The sequence below is a fragment of the Nocardia sp. NPDC005978 genome (assembly GCF_040614455.1).
Taxonomy (GTDB): Bacteria; Actinomycetota; Actinomycetes; order Mycobacteriales; family Mycobacteriaceae; genus Nocardia.
In genome coordinates, this window is the sequence record NZ_JBEXUS010000019.1 from 71,063 (window position 1) to 87,023 (window position 15,961).

The window sequence follows — 15,961 nt, forward strand, 5'->3', positions numbered from 1 at the left end:
AGTTGTTTCCAGTACGCCCCAACGGCCCGAAGGCGATATGCCTTCGGGCCGTTGGGGTATCGGAGATGGATCAGTGCGCCGTGCCGCCGGTGGCGGGGGTGCGGCCGTGCTTCATCAGGATCGCGCCGATCAGGGCGATGACCGCCGCGCCCGCGATGAAGTAGAAGCTGATCTCGTAGCCGGAATCGGCGTACAGCAGCGGAATGTCCTGGGTGACGGGTTCGGCGCCCATCACCGTCACCACGGCCTGCACCGGATTGGCGTTGAGGAACGCGGTGGCCACCGCGAGCCCGATCGCCACGCCCATGGCCTGCATGACCCCGAGCATGCCCGCGCTGATGCCCTGTTGTTCGGCGGGCACGCCCTCGACTATGAGGTTCGGCATGGCCGCGTAGTACAGGCCGAACGCGATGCCGAACACCGCGCTGACCAGGGCCAGCGTGCCCCAGGTATGGGACATCAGGGCGTAGGCGATGGAGGAGCCGATGAAGATCGTCAGGGCCACGATGAGCGGGGCCCGGGCTCCGGAGCGGCGGATCCAGAGACCGCCGACGAATCCGAGGATCATCGAGATCACCGCCTGCGCCAGCGCGATATGGGTCGCGAAGCCGAGCAGACTGAGTCCGTCACCGTAGGTGTAGCCGGGATCCAGTTCGACCTGGACCATGTCCGGGGGCAGCTGGGAGTACACGGCCTCGGGCGGCACCACGACCGCGCCCGGCGGCAGCTCCACACCCGGCGGCAGCGCGGCCTTGGCCTGGGCCTCGGCGCCCTTCTGCGCCTGTTCCAGCGCCCCGGCCTTGACCTGGTCCCAGGTGGCGGCCTTGACCTGTTCCACGACCTCCGCCGCGGGCGGCGACTGGGTCATGTAACCCACCGCGTAGGACTGGTAGCCGATGGTGAACGACGCCAGCAGCGCGACGAACAGCACCACGCTCACGCGCGGGTTCATCAGCAGCTTCATGTCCATGATGGGCTGCTTGACCTTGGTCTCCACGATCGGGAACAGCGCCAGCAGCACCAGGCCGCCGATGAGCCACGCCAGCGAGGAGGGCTTGGACCAGCCCCAGTGCTGGCCGTTGTCCAGGTAGATCAGGGTCAGCACCAGACCCGCGCCGAGCAGGGACGCGCCGAGCAGATCGAGCTTCTGCGGGGTCCGCAGCTTGGACTCCGGCACGATCACCCAGACCAGCGGAATCATCACGACGGTGAAGGCGAACAGGAACCAGAAGATCGCGCGCCAGCTGTAGTTGTCGACGATGAAGCCGCCCAGCAGCGGGCCCGCCAGGGCCGCGACGCCCAGACCGGTGGAGGCGATGCCCAGGCCGACCGGAACCAGCTTGCGCGGCATCAGATCTCGAATGAGACCGTACGAAATGACCGCGGTGGCAATGGCGGTGGCCTGCAGGCCGCGCCCGACGAGGAACAGCATCCAGTTGCTGGTGATCGCGCAGATGACGCAGCCGATCATGAACAGGATGCCGCAGGTGAGGAACATCTTCTTCTTGCCGATGATGTCGCTCAGTTTGCCGATCAGCGGCGAGGTGGCCGCGCCGACCACGCCGAAGACGATGATGGCCCAGTTGATGTTCGCGCCCTGGCTGGGGAAGGTCGGCGCGATCTGCCGCAGCGCGGCCGAGACCATCACGTACTGCATCGGGGCGACCTCGGTGAACAGCACGATCACCGCTAGGACGGAGAAGATCCGGAGCTTCGATGCACCATCGAGGCGGCCGGTGTCGTCGACGACGCCGTCGGGCGTCGTGGTTTCGACAGTGGTGGACATTGGCGCACTCCAGGTGAGTAGGTAACACGTTTGATGTGAACCGTGTCACGCTGCGTGCGCGCCGACTATGAAGAAGTCCGTTCAGTGGGAATCAGTCGTTTCCCGGTCCGTTGAACGGGAATCTTCAGGATTCGGCTTCGCCGCGGACCTGCGGCGACTACGCTTTCGCGCCAATTTATCCAGATCGGCCAGGAGATCCTCGGCGAATTCCTTTTCGGCCTCGTAATGCTTGACGCACCAGCGCAATACGGCGCTGGGATAGGCCCATTCCGGATTGGCGTCCGCGCCGTCCGCGTCGGCCTGCGCGCGCCGGCGCTGGGTCTCCGCGTAATCGATGTGCTGGCCCAGGATTTCGCGCATGCGATCGGGCTCGGCCAGATGGCCGAGCCAGGCACGCAGCATCACACTGTGTTTGAGCACAGGCGCCTCGACGGGGGAGTGATTCACCCAGTGCGAAGCCGCTTCCCGGCCGCTGTCGGTGATGGCGTACATGCGCTTGCCGCGCATGCCGTCCTCGGAGACGACGGTTCGCGAGATGGCGAATCCGTGTTTCTCCAGCCGTTTGAGTTCGGCGTAGATCTGACTGAACGACGGGCTCCAATAGAAGAACTGCAGACTCCAGTCCGCCCATTTCTTCAGGTCGTACCCCGAGAGTTCCTCTGCGTGCGAGAGCATTCCGAGCACGGCCCACGCCGTGGTCGGCAACTCCGGGATCGCCTGCTGTTCCTCGGGGCGCGCGGCGCCATCGGTCATCATGGAACTGTATCGCCCCCGCATGTGCCTGCCTTCTGAAGTTCCGGGCAACCTGGATCGGCCGCGTTCAGCGCCAGTGCGCGCGACGCGGGAACAGCGCCCGGCCGGCCTCGTGTGCGACCTCGAGCACGACGCGGGCCAGCCGGTCGTAGCTCATGCCGTCGGCGCGGCCAGAGAGCGAGAGGGCGGCGGGCGCGGTGCCCCGCCCGCGCAGCGGCGCTGCGACACAGGCGATTCCGACCACGGCCTCTTCCCGGTCGATGGCGATGCCCTGGCGCAGGCGGATCTGGGCGAGTTCGCGGGCGAGCGCCTCGGGCTCGCAGATGGTGCGCGGGGTCAGGCGCGGCAGCCGGGTGCGCAGCGCGGCCTCGGCGATGTTCGGCTCGAGACAGGCGAGCATGGCCTTGCCGACGCCGGTGGCGTGCGCGGGCATCCGGCCGCCCAGGCGGGTGGGCAGGCTCGCGGCGAAGCGGCCGCCGGCCTTGTCCAGGTAGACGACGTCGCGCCCGTCCAGCACCGCCAGGTGTCCGACCATGCCGGTGCGCTGGCTCAACTCGTGCAGCAGCGGGCTGACCGCGTCGCGAATCTCGTTGTGGTCGGCGGTGAGTCCGCCGAGCTCGAGCGCGCGCATGCCCAGGCGGTAGCCGCCCGAGGTGTGCGCCAGCCAGCGCAGCTTGATCATCTGGTCGAGAATCCGGTGCACGGTGGAACGCGGCAGCCCGGTGCGCTCGACGAGGCCGAGCAGGGTGAGGGTGGGGGTGGAGGCGTCGAACGCGTCCAGGATCAGCGTCATCCGTTCGATCATCGAGACCGGCACTTCGGCGCTGGTGTTACGAGATTCCTTGGAACGCATGGGGTTGTGAGCGATTCGAGCTTCCGCCGAGGCGAGCGTGGCGACGGACATATGAGCCTCCGTTGGATCCGACATCCAGTCTAGGGATATTCCGAATAGGCATGTGCCGGTTTCGGACCTTGTGCTACCCATCACAGTGCCCTGGACCACACCCGGAGGAATCGGGAGAACTACGTAGGTTTCGTCCCGATCTACGGATTCATGTCTCGGTGACCGAACCCGGATATTGACGCCTCCCCGGCCCGACCTGCTGTCATGACTGCCAGCTATATGTCGAATCGAAATAGAGGAGTCACCGTGGAACCGGTGCTGGAGGTAGATCTCGTGGCCGCACGGATCGATCCCGCCGCCTTCAAGGCAGTGCTCGGGCGCTTCGCCTCGGGGGTCACCGTGATCACCGCCGTGGACGCCGGCGAACCCGTCGGGTTCGCCTGCCAGTCCTTCGCCTCGCTGTCCATCGACCCGCCGCTGGTGAGTTTCTTCCCGGCGCGCACCTCAAGCACCTGGCCGCGCATTCGCCGGGCCGGGACGTTCTGCGTCAACATCCTGGCCGAGGACCAGACCGAGATCTGCCGGCAGCTCGGGCGGCCCGGCGCGGACAAGTTCGCCGGCATCGACTGGATTCCCTCGGGCAACGGGTCGCCGCTGCTCACCGGCGCGCTGGCGACCATCGACTGCACGCTGCGCGAGGAGGTCGACGGCGGCGACCACACGGTGGTCATCGCCGACGTCACCGGTCTGAACGAACACTCCGACGCGACGCCGCTGCTGTTCTACCGCGCGGGCTTCGGCCGGTTCGACGCGCACTAGCCGCGGCGTCTCGCACACCAGTAGCAACCTCCCGCCCAGTGAGACATCCGTTGTCATCGGCGTCACATCGGCGGGAACCATCGAAGTAAGGCAAGGGAGAGGAATTCACATGAGCACCGATGGTGTGGCATCGGCCGAAGTGCGGGTCATCGACGCGGGCGCACCGCCCGCCCGGTTCGCGCGCGGCTGGCACTGCCTGGGTCTGGCCGACTCCTTCCGGGACGGAAAGCCGCACACCGTCAAGGCTTTCGGCACCGAGATCGTGGTCTTCGCGGCGGAGGACGGCGCCCTGAACGTGCTCAACGCGTACTGCCCCCACATGGGCGGCAATCTCGCCGACGGCACCGTCAAGGGCGATTCACTGGCCTGCCCGTTCCACGACTGGCGCTGGAACGGCAAGGGCAAGTGCACCGGCATTCCGTACGCCCGCCGGGTGCCCCCGCTGGCGCGCACCAAGGCGTGGCCGACCATGGTCGAGAACCATCAGCTGTTCGTCTGGCACGACCCGGAGAACAAGCAGCCGCCCGCCGAGGTCGCGATCCCGCGCATCGACGCCGCGTTCAGCGACGAGTGGACCGACTGGACCTGGAACACCATGATCGTGGACGCAAACTGCCGCGAGGTCGTGGACAACGTCGTGGACATGGCGCACTTCTTCTACGTGCACTACGGCTTCCCGACCTTCTTCAAGAACGTCTTCGAGGGCCACACCGCCAGCCAGTACATGACCTCGGTCTCGCGCGAGGACATGATGGGCGAGACGGCGAAAGCGCTGGGCGGCAAGAACGTCCTGCAGTCCGAGGCTTCGTACTACGGGCCGTCCTACATGATCGACTACCTGAAGTCCGAGAGCGCGAACGGCCTGGTCGTCGAGGGCTACCTCATCAATTGCCATTACCCGATCAACGAGAACCAGTTCATGCTCATGTACGGGGCCATCGCGCGTAAGCCCGACGGCGTCCCGGCCGAGCAGGCGGCGGAGATCGCGCAGAAGTTCGTGGGCGGGCTCGGCAAGGGCTTCGAACAGGACGCCAACATCTGGAAGCGCAAGTCGCGCATCAACAATCCGCTGCTGTGCGAGGAGGACGGGCCGGTCTACCAGCTGCGCCGCTGGTACGAGCAGTTCTACACCGACGCCGCCGCGGTCACCGAGGAGATGACCACCCGCTTCGAGTTCGAGGTGGACACCACCCGCGCGGTCACCGCGTGGGAGGCCGAGGTGGCCGACAACCTGGCCAAGCGCGCCGAAGCCGCCGCGGCGCAGGGCTGAGAGGCGCCGCCATGGATCAGGTGTCGTGCGGGTCCTGCGGGACCTGCGTGCTGGTGGAGAAGTTCAGCCCGCAGCACACCAGCGTGCAGTGGAACCGGGTCGCCGAGGCCGCCTGCACCGAACTCGCGGGCGCGGGCCTGAAATCGCACACCTGCCACGCGCTGCGGGACAGCATCGAGGCGGCGGTGGCGGCCGGTGCCCTGGGCGCGAGCACCCGCGACGCGGACGTGCGCACCCGCGGCCGGACCCTGGCCTAGGGCGGGGCGGTTGGCGACGGGCCGCCGCCGAGCGTCAGCGACGGTCCGCCGCCAAGCCTGAGAAACAGGCCGCCCGGCAGCGTCGGCGGTCGACCCTCGAATGGGCTACCCGGTAGGCCCGGAAACGAAACAAAAGCAGACGAATGGAACTGGTAAAGCGATGACGGTGGTAGACCTCGAACCGGATACGGCACAGTCCGACGCCGACGACGCGGTGCGGACCGCGCGGCAGGCGGGCGGCGCGGCCACGGTGCGGGTCGTGCGCGTGGTGCGCGAGACCGCGGACTCGGTCTCGCTCGAACTCGCCCCGGATCCGGCGCACGCCGATCGCTTCGGCTACCGGCCCGGGCAATTCCTGACCCTGCGCATTCCGAGTGAGCGCACCGGCTCGGTGAGCCGCTGCTACTCGCTGTCCAGCGCACCGCACGAGGACGGTCCGCTCAAGGTCACCGTCAAGCGCACCGCCGACGGCTACGGCTCGAACTGGCTGTGCGACAACGCCGCCGAGGGCATGAGCCTGGACGTGCTGCCGCCCGCGGGCCTGTTCACCCCGGCGTCGCTGGACACCGATCTGCTGCTGTTCGGCGGCGGCAGCGGGATCACCCCGGTGCTGTCGATCCTCAAGGCCGCCCTGGCTCAGGGCTCGGGTCACATCACCCTGGTCTACGCGAATCAGCACGAGAACGCGGTGATCTTCGCGGCCGAACTGGCGGAACTGGCCGCCGCGCACCCGGATCGGCTGCTGGTGCTGCACTGGCTGCAATCGGTGCAGGGCCTGCCCAGCGTCGCGCAGCTCACCGCGCTGGCCGCGCCCTGGGCAGCGCGCGAGGTCTTCGTCTGCGGCCCCGGCCCGTTCATGGACGCGGTCGCGGCCGCCATGACCGCGCTGGGCGCCGATCGCGGCCGCGTGCACGCGGAGAAGTTCGTCTCCCTCGCGGGCAACCCGTTCGAGATCGACACCGCCCCGGTCGATATGGACGCCGCGGCCGCCGCCGGCGACAACGCCGTCGCCCGGGTGGAACTCGACGGCGAAAACCACGAGGTCACCTGGCCCCGGCAGCAGACCCTGCTCGACGTGCTGCTGGCCAAGGGCCTGGAAGCCCCCTACTCGTGCCGCGAGGGCGCGTGCAGCGCGTGCGTGTGCCGCGTGGTGTCGGGCGAAGTATCCATGCGTCGCAACGAGGTACTCGAGGACGCCGACCTGGAAGAGGGTTATGTGCTGGCCTGCCAGGCGGTTCCGGTCACCGACGACGTCTCGATCACCTATTCCTGACCGCTGTTCCCGAAATCGCTACCGCTGTTCCCGAAATCGCTAGGAGTACAACATGGCAGCCTTCAGCTCCCTCGGCTACGTACGGGTGCGCATCGCCGATGTCGCGGCCTGGCGTGAATTCGCCTTCGACACCATCGGTTTCGCCGAGGGCTCGGGACCGAATCCGGAATCGGTGTACCTGCGCACCGACGAGCACACCTACCGGCTGGAACTGGTGCCGGGTGAGCGCGACGAAGTCATCGCCGTCGGCTGGCAGGTCGCCGACCGCCGTTCGCTGCAGTTGGTGCGCGAGACCCTGGACAAGGCCGGGGTCGCGGTCACCGCGCTGAGCGCCGAGGAAGCGGCGAACCGCCACGTCGAGGAGGCCGTCAGCTTCGTCGATCCGGCCGGGTTCACCGTCGAGGTCTTCCACGGCCCGCTGCTCGACCACAGCCCGGTGCTCACCCGTCACGGCGCGCGTTTCGTCAACGGCGATCTGGGCCTGGGGCACGTGGTGCTGCCGGTGCCCGACATCGAGGCCGCGCGCCAGTTCTACACCGAGGTACTGGATTTCAGCTCGCGCGGCTCGTTCCGCGTCGGCCCGCCCGCACATCCCATCTGGATTCGCTTCATGGGCGTCAACCCGCGTCACCACAGCCTCGCGCTCATTCCGGGCAGCCGCCCGGACGGGCCCGGCATCGTGCACATCATGGTCGAGGTGGATTCGCTCGACGACGTGGGCCGGGCGCTGGACCGGGTCACCAAGGCGGGTTACCACCTGTCCTCGACGCTGGGCAGGCACACCAACGACAAGATGATCTCCTTCTACGTCCGGACGCCCGGCAACTGGGACATCGAATTCGGTTGCGAGGGCATGCTGGTCGGCGACGACTACGTCGCCGAGGAGATGACCGCGGACAGCTACTGGGGTCACGAATGGGCCCGCGGCTGAACCTGTGACCCGGTCCGCCGTTCCGTGACGGCGGGCCCCGAGCGCGCCGCGGTCAGAGCCCCGGCCCGTGCGCGCCCGCCTCGGAGCACCCCTGCCCACCTGCCGAGGAGCGTCGAAAGTTGTTCCAGTCCATATCATCCGGACCATCGCGTCGCGGTCTTCGCCCCGCGTCCGCGCGCCCGCCGACCGCCGTGGGAGGTGCGTGAGATGCGCGCGGTGGTCATGCGCGATCGCAAGCTCGTCGTCGACGAGGTCCCCGAACCGGTGCCGGGTCCCGGCCAGGTGCTGGTCGAGACCATCGCCTGCGGGATCTGCGGTTCGGACAAACAGGCCCTGGACTACACCGACGAATTCCTGCAGGCCTCGCGCGACAGCGGGGTGCCCACCTTCCTGTTCGACCCGCACCGGGATCTGGTCATGGGCCACGAACTCGCCGCCCGGGTCATCGGGGCGGGCCCGGACACCCCGTTCGTCGAGGGCCAGAACGTGGTCGCACTGCCGTGGGCGCTGGACTCCGCCGGCGGTATCCACGGCGTCGGCTACTCCAACGACTTCCCGGGCGGGTACGGCGAGCGCATGGTGCTGCAGGCGATGGCGCTGGAACCGATTCCCGCCCATGTGCCGCCGCACGTCGCCGCACTGACCGAGCCGCTCGCGGTCGGGTTCGGCAACGTGGCGCGCACCGGCATCGGGCCGGACGGCAGCGGCATCGTGATCGGTTGCGGCCCGGTCGGATTGGGTGCGGTGGCGGCGCTGTCCGAACGGCGCGTCGCGCCCATCGTGGCCTCGGATCCATCGAAACTGCGCCGCGAGGCCGCCCTGCGGCTGGGCGCGCACCGGGTCGTCGATCCGGCCGTGGAGGATCCGGTGGAGGTGTGGCGGGACCAGGCCGCGCCCGGGCAGCAGCTGCACGTCTGGGTCTGCGCCGCCGTTCCGGGCCTGCTCAACGACCTCATGTACCGGGCGCCCCGTGAGACCCGGATCCTGCAGATCGGCGCGGTCATGACCGACGACGTCATCCGCCCGATCGTCGGCATCTACAAGGACATCTCGCTCGAGATGTGCATGGTCTACCCGCACGAGGAATACGCGCGGACCCTGCACCGCATCGCCGAGGGCACCGTCGACGCGGCCTCGCTCATCACCGGCGAGGTGGGCCTGGACGGGGTGGCGGGCGCGATCGAGGCGCTGCGCAACCCCGACGATCACATCCAGATTCTGGTGCGCCCCGGCCGCTGAGGGCGCGCGCCGCGCGATGCCGCTGTCGGCCCGCGGTATGGCACCGCCCGCACCGCTGTATCGCGGTGCGGGCGATGATGATTCGCGAGACGGGCACGGCCGGTTGGCGCGGCGGGACCGGCCGATTCGCCGGGCGGGTCGAGTTCGCCGGGCCGGATCAGTCGGTGAAGGTGATGCGTACCGTCACCGGGTTGGTCTCCAGGGCGGCGAAGACGCTGCGCGCTGCCGGGGCCAGCAGCGGATGCGGGGCGAAGGTGTGCGAGCGGGCCACCACGTCGTCGTCCGGGAGCAGGACGGCGGTGCCGGTGCGCCAGCGATCGCCCTGGCGGACGCGGACTTCGGGGTTCGCGGAGATGTTGAGCCCCCAGCCCGAGCGCAGCCCGTGCTGGCAGATGGCCCACGCGCCCTCGGCGTCGAAGAGCATGGAGATCGGAACCCGGCGCGGCTCACCGGATTTACGGCCGATGGTCTCGATCTCCGAGGCCAGCGCGGTGCGCACGCCGATCCTGTCCAGGGCGCGCACGGCCGGATTCATGATGTACCGGCCCAGGGTGCGCTCGCGCCGGAACTTGCGGGCCGCGGGATCGGCGGCGGGCCGCGGCGCCGCCGACCGCTTGCTGCGGAAGGCGTCGAAACCGTTGCGCCGCACGATGAGAACGGCCGTCTTCCACGGCGAGCGCTCGGGATCGGGGTCGCTGCCCGCGCCGAGCAGATGCAATTGGTCGGTGTGCCACTGCAGATCGAGGGCGCCGTCGAAGGACTTCAGGGTGGGATTGGCCGCGAGCCGGGCGGGCAGGCCCAGCGAAATCGCCGGTGGCCGCAGCACTTCGGTGCCGTTGGTGAGCAGCTGTGCGGCGGCGTCCGGGAAGAGGATGGCGGGCCGGCCCAGGCCGATGAGGTCGCACCTACCCTCGGCCAGCGCCGCGGACATGGCCGTGCGGGAACGGAATCCGCCGGTCACGGCGATCGGGACCGTGCCCGCTGCCTGCCGCACGGATTCGGCGTACTCCAGGAAGTACGCCTCGCGGGCCCGGGTGCTGGCGGCCTTGGTCTGCGGGCGGTTCAGCATGGCCGGGGAATCGTAGGTGCCGCCGCTGATCTCGATGAGATCCAGGCCCTCGGTGGAGAGCGCCTCGACGACCGCGCGCGATTCCTCCTCGGTGAAGCCGCCGCGCTGGAAGTCCGCGGAGTTGAGTTTGATGCCGAGCCCGAAGCCCGGGCCGACCGCCGCGCGGATGCTGCGCGCCACCTCGATCACGAATCGCCTGCGCCGCTCGGGGTCTCCGCCCCAGGCGTCGGTGCGCTGGTTCGACAGCGGGGACAGGAACTGCGACACCAGGTAGCCGTGTGCGCCGTGAATCTGCACGCCGTCGAAGCCCGCGGCCTCGGCTACGCTCGCGGCGACGCCGAAACGCTCGATGATGTCCAGGATCTCGGCCTCGGTCAGCGCCCGCGGCGTGGGCGCGCCGGGAATGGCCATGGCGACGGCGGACGGTGCGACCGAGCGGTTCCGGGTCACCAGCGGATTGGCCTGGCGGCCGGGGTGATTGATCTGCACCCAGACCTTGCTGCCGCCGGCCTTGGCGATCTCGGCCCAGCGGGTCAGCGCCGCGAGATGCTGCTTGTTCTCGACCGCGACGTTGCCCGGCTCGCCCTGGTGGCGGCTGTCGACCATGACGTTGCCGGTGACGATGAGGCCGTAGCCGCCGGTGCTCCAGCGGGCGTACAGGCGCTCGAGCCGCTCGTCGGGCGCGAAGTCGGTATTGCCGAGGCCCTCGCTCAGCGCCGACTTCATCATGCGATTCGGCAGCACCTGCCCGCTGGCCAGCGGCAGCGGATCGGACAGGCCGGGGACCTCGGGGGCGGGGGCCGGCACGGTCCGCTCCGGCTTCGCTCTGCCGCGGGATGATGTCGCCATGACGGGTGCTCCGATTCATCGTCGAAGGGGATTGCGCCGGTCTACACTCGAGTAGACCAATCGGTATATCGAACGGTAGTACACCGATCGGTATACAGCAAGGAAGGGAATCGACCATGGGAGCGCGCGACCGCCTCATCGACAGCGCCATCGCACTCATGCGCTGCAAGGGCATCGCCGGAACCGGAATCGCCCAGCTCCTCGAGCACAGCGGCATCTCGCGCCGCTCGGTCTACCTGAACTTCCCCGGCGGGAAGTCCGAACTGGTCGCCGAGGCGACCCGGACCGCCGGCCAGGCGTCGAGCGCGCTGATGCGGACCGTCACCGCGGGCGCCGACCTGGCGACCGTCATCGCGGCGTTCCCGGCGATGTGGCGGGAGGCGCTGGTCTCGAGCGATTTCACCGCGGGCTGCCCGATCGTCGCCGCGGCGCTGGGCCGCGCCGAATCGCCCGAGGCGGCCGATGTCGCGGGGGAGACCTTCACCGAGTGGGAGGGCATCCTCGCCGATCGGCTGGAAGCCGAGCAGGTGGCGCCGGAGACCGCGCGCACCCTGGCCACCACGATCGTCGCCGCGATCGAGGGCGCGGTGATCGTCTCCCTGGCCACGCGCACCACCGCGCCGCTCGAGCGGGTGGGCAAGCAACTGGCGGAACTGGTCGCGCTGCATACGGGAAAGGCTCCGGCGGCGGCGTGAGATATCCGGCCCGTGCGCGCACGGACACCCCGACGGCGGCGGATTCCGCCGAATAGAGGGGATTGTTGCACGATCAGGCCGGGCTCAGCACCCGTTCGATCTCGGCCAACTCCGGAATGGCCACGCTCGCCCCCAGTTTCGTGGTCGCGAGCGCTCCCGCCGCGCACGCCCACCGCATGGCGGCCTCGGGTCCCTCGTGCCAGTGCGCCGCGAGCACACCGGCGAAGGTGTCCCCGGCCCCGGTCGTGTCGATCACCTCCACCTCGATTCCCGCCTGCGGGATCTTGCGGCCGTCGAGCCCGCGATACACCGCGCCCGCCGCCCCCAGCGTGGTGATCACGTGCGGCACCACGTCCAGCGCCGCACCGAATTCGGCGGCCTCGCCCTCGTTGACCACCGCGATGTCGACCGCCGCCCACAGTCGCTCGGAAAGCTCTTGCACCGGTGAGGGATTCAGCACGACCGTCACCCCGTTGGCCCGCGCGTGCTCCGCGGCCGCGAGCACCGTCGGCACCGGAATCTCCAACTGGCACAGCAGCACGTCGGCCCCAGCGATGACTTCGAGGTCCGCCGAGCTCAACTCGGTCATGCGCGAATTCGCCCCGCCCACAACGATGATGCTGTTCTCGCCACCCCCGTCGACCACGATCGCCGCGACCCCGCTGGCCCCCTCGACCCGCCGCAGTCGCGAAACACCCACGCCCGCGGCGCCGAGCACCCCCGCCAGCTCACCCGCGAACACGTCGTCCCCCACGGCCCCCACGAATTCCACCTCGCCGCCGCCCCGCCGGGCGGCGATCGCCTGGTTGGATCCCTTCCCGCCCGGCACCAGCGCGAACGATTCCCCGCTGATGGTCTCCCCGGGCTCGGGCCGCCGCCCCACGGTGGTAACCAGATCCATATTGATGCTGCCCACCACCACGATTCGCGCCATCCCCGCACCCTAGACGAGCCCCCGCCGCCCCCGCTCACGCCGCGCGCTCCCGCCCGAATATCGCCGGGTTCCCGGGCCCGCGGCACCTCCCGCGCCCGCCCGCAATGCTTCTGGCCGCCGCAGTCCGAGGGTTTGTGACGACCGCGTCTTTGTGTCGCCGATGGATTCGTGCGGCGACTCCTCGTGCCCGGCCCGGCGAGCCCGCCTGGCTCGCGGCCGCCGCTGTCCCGCGGCCGTGCCGTCCGCATCGTCGCGTCGCCGATTGCTCTCGCGCCGCAGGGATCAGCACGCGTCGGCTGAGCTTCCGGCCGTTCGGGTCGCAGGCTGCGGGCGAGTCATGAGACCGGCGTCCGTGGCGGTTCTTCCCATGTTCGAGTGAGGGGGGATGGCGACTATCGCCGTGCGAATGGGATGACCCGACCGGTCTTTCGGCCGGTCGAGTCCGGTTTGCCCGGAGTTGTGTCGTACCCCCGCGTGAGAATGCGGGGGTGACCAAGACCGAGCGGCTCTACGCGCTGGCCGAGGAACTGCGGGCGTACAGCCCGCGGCCGCGGAGCGCGCGGCAGTTGGCGGGGCGGCTGGAGGTGACGCCGCGGACCATCGTGCGCGATATCGCGGCGTTGCAGCAGTCCGGGGTTCCGGTGCGGACGGTGCCGGGGCGCAACGGGGGCTACGCGCTGGACCGGGGGCGCACGCTCGCGCCGGTGTCGCTGACAGCGACCGAGGCGACCGCGCTGCTGGTGGCGCTGCCGACACTGGCCGGCACGCCGTTCGCGCCCGCCGCGCGGTCGGCCGTGCACAAGGTGCTGGGCGTGCTGACCGAGGGCGATCGGTCGGCCGCGGCCGAGCTCAGCGCTCGAATCCGCCTGTTGCCCGGGGAATCCGCCACCGCGCCGCCGCAGGTGCTGGAGGCGCTGATCGGCCGCCGGGTGCTGCGGCTGGCGTACACCGACCGTGACGGCGTCACCAGCGCGCGGCTGGTGGAACCGCTCGGACTGATCGTGGGCGCGCACTGGTATCTGTCGGCGTGGTGCCTGCTGCGCGGGGCCATTCGCGGCTTCCGGCTCGATCGCGTGGTGTCCGCCGAAGTGCTGCCGGATCGCGTGCCGGACAGGGGAATCGACCTGTCGCTCATCTCGACCGGCGACGGCAGGCTCATCGATGTGGCGGCGATCACGGACATACCGTTGTCGCGCAAGGACTGAATGCTCGGTGGTGAGCCCGCGGACGCGAGTTCCACGACCACATGGGAGCAGTCATGACCGCAGTATCGACCGAGATCACCACCGCCGACGCCTTCGCCGCCGCCTGGACCGAGATGTGGAACGGCGCACCGGAACTGGTGAACACCCTGTGCGGCGGCGACTTCCGCATCGCCTTCGGCAAGGACGCGGGCGACGGCACGCATCCCGCCGACGAACTGCGCGGTCCGGCGGAGTTCGCGGAGTTCCTGCGCGAGTACCAGGGTTCGCGCGCGGGGATCCGATTCGGGATCGAGGGCCCGGCGGTGGGAACGTTCTCCGCCGCCGGCCCGAGCGCCTTCGCCTGCCGCTGGTTCGCCGAGCTCCCGGACGGCAACGCCCGCAGCGGAATCGACTTCTTCGAAACCCGCGACGGCAAACTCACCCGGGTCTGGTCCGTGACCGGCGAACGCCGCTTCCCGTTCTGATCCGGCGCACGCCCGGGCGCTAACTCGGCCCGTCGCCCGGACCGCGCGCGGCCACCCGCCGGTCCGGCTCGAGCGGCGGGGCCGCGACCGTCGAGAAGGTCCGGCACTCCGGCGCGGCGGAGGCGGGGGCGGCGCGCAGGGCATCGTCGTCGACGGTCAGCACGGTGAGCACGGCCGCGACAACCATGAGTGCGACACAGGTCAGGATGGCGATCCGGAAGCCGTGCTCGAACTTGCCCGGATTGGTGTAGGCGTCGCCGGTGAGCCCGGCCAGCGGCGGAATAGCCGCCACCGCAAGCAATCCGGCGGCCCGGGCCACGGCGTTGTTGACCCCGCTGGCCACGCCCGCGTGCCGCTCGTCGGCGCTGGCCAGCACGGTCGCGGTCAGCGGCGCGACGGCCAGGGTCAGACCGGCGCCGAACACGGTGGCCGCGGGCAGCACCACCCCGATGTAGGAGGTGTGCTCGCTGACCCGGGTCATCATGAGCATGCCCGCGGCCGCGAGCAGCACGCCGCCCGCGATCGGCCACCGCGGCCCGACCCGCTGCGCGAGCGCGCCCGACCGCGCCGAGAACAGCAGCATGAGCACGGTGCTGGGCAGCAGGGCGGTGCCGGCCGCGATCGGGCTGAAGCCCGCCACCACCTGCAGGGTCAGCACCAGCAGGAAGAACACCACGCCCATCGCGCCGTACATGACGAAGGTGACGGCGTTGATGGCCGTGAACTGCCGCGAGGCGAAGACGTCGGTGGGCACCATGGGCGCGGGGGTGTGCGGCACGGCATCGCCGGCCTCGGCGAGCGCGCGCGCCGAGCGCCGCCGCTCCACGATCACGAACGCGACGCCGGCGAGCACGCCGGCCACCGCGCACCCGGCCACGATCGCCCGGTTCGCGCCCGCCTCGGCGACCGTGGTCAAGGCGTAGGTGATGCCCGCCAGACTCAGCGCGGCCAGCGTCGCGCCCAGGATGTCGAACTTGCCGCGCGCCTGCGCGTCATGGGTTTCGGGCACGTGCCGCGCCGCGACTGCGATGACCACCAGCGCCAGCGGCACGTTCAGCAGGAACACCCAGCGCCAGCCCGCGTACTCCACCAGCCACCCGCCCACGAACGGCCCGATCGCCCCGGCCACCCCGCCGAGTCCGGACCAGGCTCCCACCGCGCGCGCTCGATCCTGCGGCACGAACGACGCCTGAATGATGGCCAGCGAACCCGGCGTCAGCAGTGCCCCGCCCACCCCCTGCAGGGCGCGCGCGGCGATGAGCATCGAAATATCCTGCGCCGCACCGCACAGCGCCGAGGCCAGCGCGAACCACACCACCCCGATGATGAACACGCGCCGCCGCCCGTACCGATCCCCGAGCGCCCCGCCCAGCAGAATCAGCCCGGCCAGGGTCAGCGCGTAGGCGTTGACGGTCCACTGGAGTCCGGCCATGGACGCCCCGAACTCGTCGGCGATCCGCGGCAGCGCCACGTTCACCACGGTCGCGTCCAACATCGCCATCCCCGACCCCAGGACGGTGGACAGCAGCACCCAACGCCCGGCGGCCGAGGACAGCCGAATGCTCGCGGTCAT

At 69.9% G+C, this 15,961-nt stretch carries 15 protein-coding genes and 1 pseudogene; 9 read left to right on the forward strand and 7 right to left on the reverse strand.

The features are described from left to right. Positions 1-70: 70 nt before the first annotated feature. From ABZ319_RS11580 to ABZ319_RS11590, 3 genes are all read right to left on the reverse strand, one after another. On the reverse strand, positions 71-1,786 hold the full coding sequence (locus tag ABZ319_RS11580; protein ID WP_354986299.1) for an MFS transporter: 1,716 nt from the start codon (positions 1,784-1,786) through the stop codon (positions 71-73). Positions 1,787-1,867: 81 nt separating this feature from the next. Beyond that, positions 1,868-2,539, reverse strand: coding sequence for a PadR family transcriptional regulator (locus ABZ319_RS11585; RefSeq protein WP_354986300.1), 672 nt, complete (start codon positions 2,537-2,539; stop codon positions 1,868-1,870). A 67-nt stretch (positions 2,540-2,606) separates the two neighbouring features. Further along, complete coding sequence (locus ABZ319_RS11590) at positions 2,607-3,443, reverse strand: IclR family transcriptional regulator (RefSeq protein WP_354986301.1); 837 nt, start codon at positions 3,441-3,443, stop codon at positions 2,607-2,609. A gap of 246 nt (positions 3,444-3,689) precedes the next feature. Here ABZ319_RS11590 and ABZ319_RS11595 point away from each other — a divergent pair, with 246 nt between their 5' ends. The 6 genes from ABZ319_RS11595 (at position 3,690) to ABZ319_RS11620 (ending at position 9,172) form a co-directional block, all read left to right on the forward strand. Further along, positions 3,690-4,202 (forward strand): flavin reductase family protein, encoded by a 513-nt coding sequence (locus ABZ319_RS11595; RefSeq protein ID WP_354986302.1) that lies wholly within the window; start codon positions 3,690-3,692, stop codon positions 4,200-4,202. 109 nt (positions 4,203-4,311) lie between these two features. Then, positions 4,312-5,472: a Rieske 2Fe-2S domain-containing protein gene (locus ABZ319_RS11600; protein WP_354986303.1), complete on the forward strand. Its 1,161-nt coding sequence runs from the start codon at positions 4,312-4,314 to the stop codon at positions 5,470-5,472. An 11-nt stretch (positions 5,473-5,483) separates the two neighbouring features. After that, complete coding sequence (locus ABZ319_RS11605; RefSeq protein ID WP_354986304.1) at positions 5,484-5,729, forward strand: hypothetical protein; 246 nt, start codon at positions 5,484-5,486, stop codon at positions 5,727-5,729. Positions 5,730-5,889: 160 nt separating this feature from the next. Next, a complete protein-coding gene (locus tag ABZ319_RS11610; protein ID WP_354986305.1) occupies positions 5,890-7,002 on the forward strand; it encodes a ferredoxin--NADP reductase in 1,113 nt (370 codons plus the stop codon). A gap of 52 nt (positions 7,003-7,054) precedes the next feature. After that, a complete protein-coding gene (locus ABZ319_RS11615; protein WP_354986306.1) occupies positions 7,055-7,933 on the forward strand; it encodes a VOC family protein in 879 nt (292 codons plus the stop codon). A gap of 207 nt (positions 7,934-8,140) precedes the next feature. After that, positions 8,141-9,172, forward strand: a complete 1,032-nt coding sequence (locus ABZ319_RS11620; RefSeq protein WP_354986307.1) for a zinc-binding dehydrogenase — start codon at positions 8,141-8,143, stop codon at positions 9,170-9,172. 157 nt (positions 9,173-9,329) lie between these two features. Here ABZ319_RS11620 and ABZ319_RS11625 read toward each other — a convergent pair whose 3' ends face one another. Next, the gene (locus ABZ319_RS11625; protein WP_354986338.1) at positions 9,330-9,707 is read right to left on the reverse strand and encodes a nitroreductase family deazaflavin-dependent oxidoreductase; all 378 of its coding nucleotides are present in this window, start codon (positions 9,705-9,707) and stop codon (positions 9,330-9,332) included. A 327-nt stretch (positions 9,708-10,034) separates the two neighbouring features. Beyond that, positions 10,035-11,090: pseudogene (locus ABZ319_RS11630) on the reverse strand (NADH:flavin oxidoreductase/NADH oxidase family protein); the annotation flags it as partial. Between the two features lie 116 nt (positions 11,091-11,206). Between ABZ319_RS11630 and ABZ319_RS11635 the strand changes: the two are divergent. Continuing rightward, positions 11,207-11,785 carry a TetR/AcrR family transcriptional regulator gene (locus tag ABZ319_RS11635; protein ID WP_354986308.1) on the forward strand — a complete coding sequence of 193 codons (579 nt, stop codon included), beginning with the start codon at positions 11,207-11,209 and terminating at the stop codon, positions 11,783-11,785. Between the two features lie 73 nt (positions 11,786-11,858). On the opposite strand, the gene ABZ319_RS11640 is transcribed toward ABZ319_RS11635, so the two are convergent. Further along, positions 11,859-12,719 (reverse strand): ribokinase, encoded by an 861-nt coding sequence (locus ABZ319_RS11640; RefSeq protein ID WP_354986309.1) that lies wholly within the window; start codon positions 12,717-12,719, stop codon positions 11,859-11,861. 488 nt (positions 12,720-13,207) lie between these two features. On the opposite strand from ABZ319_RS11640, the gene ABZ319_RS11645 reads away from it, so the two are divergent. After that, entirely contained in the window at positions 13,208-13,924 is a 717-nt protein-coding gene (locus ABZ319_RS11645) for a WYL domain-containing protein (protein ID WP_354986310.1), read from the forward strand. 53 nt (positions 13,925-13,977) lie between these two features. Continuing rightward, positions 13,978-14,388 (forward strand): hypothetical protein, encoded by a 411-nt coding sequence (locus tag ABZ319_RS11650; protein ID WP_354986311.1) that lies wholly within the window; start codon positions 13,978-13,980, stop codon positions 14,386-14,388. 19 nt (positions 14,389-14,407) lie between these two features. Here ABZ319_RS11650 and ABZ319_RS11655 read toward each other — a convergent pair whose 3' ends face one another. After that, complete coding sequence (locus ABZ319_RS11655; protein ID WP_354986312.1) at positions 14,408-15,961, reverse strand: MFS transporter; 1,554 nt, start codon at positions 15,959-15,961, stop codon at positions 14,408-14,410.

What these genes read in the sequence shown, in the direction of transcription:
- ABZ319_RS11625 (WP_354986338.1), bottom strand. Translation starts at nt 9,707, where the DNA reads ATGAATCCGGCCGTGCGCGCCCTGGACAGGATCGGCGTGCGCACCGCG.
- ABZ319_RS11640 (WP_354986309.1), bottom strand. Translation starts at nt 12,719, where the DNA reads ATGGCGCGAATCGTGGTGGTGGGCAGCATCAATATGGATCTGGTTACC.
- ABZ319_RS11605 (WP_354986304.1), top strand. Translation starts at nt 5,484, where the DNA reads ATGGATCAGGTGTCGTGCGGGTCCTGCGGGACCTGCGTGCTGGTGGAG.
- ABZ319_RS11600 (WP_354986303.1), top strand. Translation starts at nt 4,312, where the DNA reads ATGAGCACCGATGGTGTGGCATCGGCCGAAGTGCGGGTCATCGACGCG.
- ABZ319_RS11610 (WP_354986305.1), top strand. Translation starts at nt 5,890, where the DNA reads ATGACGGTGGTAGACCTCGAACCGGATACGGCACAGTCCGACGCCGAC.
- ABZ319_RS11655 (WP_354986312.1), bottom strand. Translation starts at nt 15,961, where the DNA reads ATGACCGCGAGCATTCGGCTGTCCTCGGCCGCCGGGCGTTGGGTGCTG.
- ABZ319_RS11620 (WP_354986307.1), top strand. Translation starts at nt 8,141, where the DNA reads ATGCGCGCGGTGGTCATGCGCGATCGCAAGCTCGTCGTCGACGAGGTC.
- ABZ319_RS11615 (WP_354986306.1), top strand. Translation starts at nt 7,055, where the DNA reads ATGGCAGCCTTCAGCTCCCTCGGCTACGTACGGGTGCGCATCGCCGAT.
- ABZ319_RS11585 (WP_354986300.1), bottom strand. Translation starts at nt 2,539, where the DNA reads ATGACCGATGGCGCCGCGCGCCCCGAGGAACAGCAGGCGATCCCGGAG.
- ABZ319_RS11635 (WP_354986308.1), top strand. Translation starts at nt 11,207, where the DNA reads ATGGGAGCGCGCGACCGCCTCATCGACAGCGCCATCGCACTCATGCGC.
- ABZ319_RS11650 (WP_354986311.1), top strand. Translation starts at nt 13,978, where the DNA reads ATGACCGCAGTATCGACCGAGATCACCACCGCCGACGCCTTCGCCGCC.
- ABZ319_RS11590 (WP_354986301.1), bottom strand. Translation starts at nt 3,443, where the DNA reads ATGTCCGTCGCCACGCTCGCCTCGGCGGAAGCTCGAATCGCTCACAAC.
- ABZ319_RS11580 (WP_354986299.1), bottom strand. Translation starts at nt 1,786, where the DNA reads ATGTCCACCACTGTCGAAACCACGACGCCCGACGGCGTCGTCGACGAC.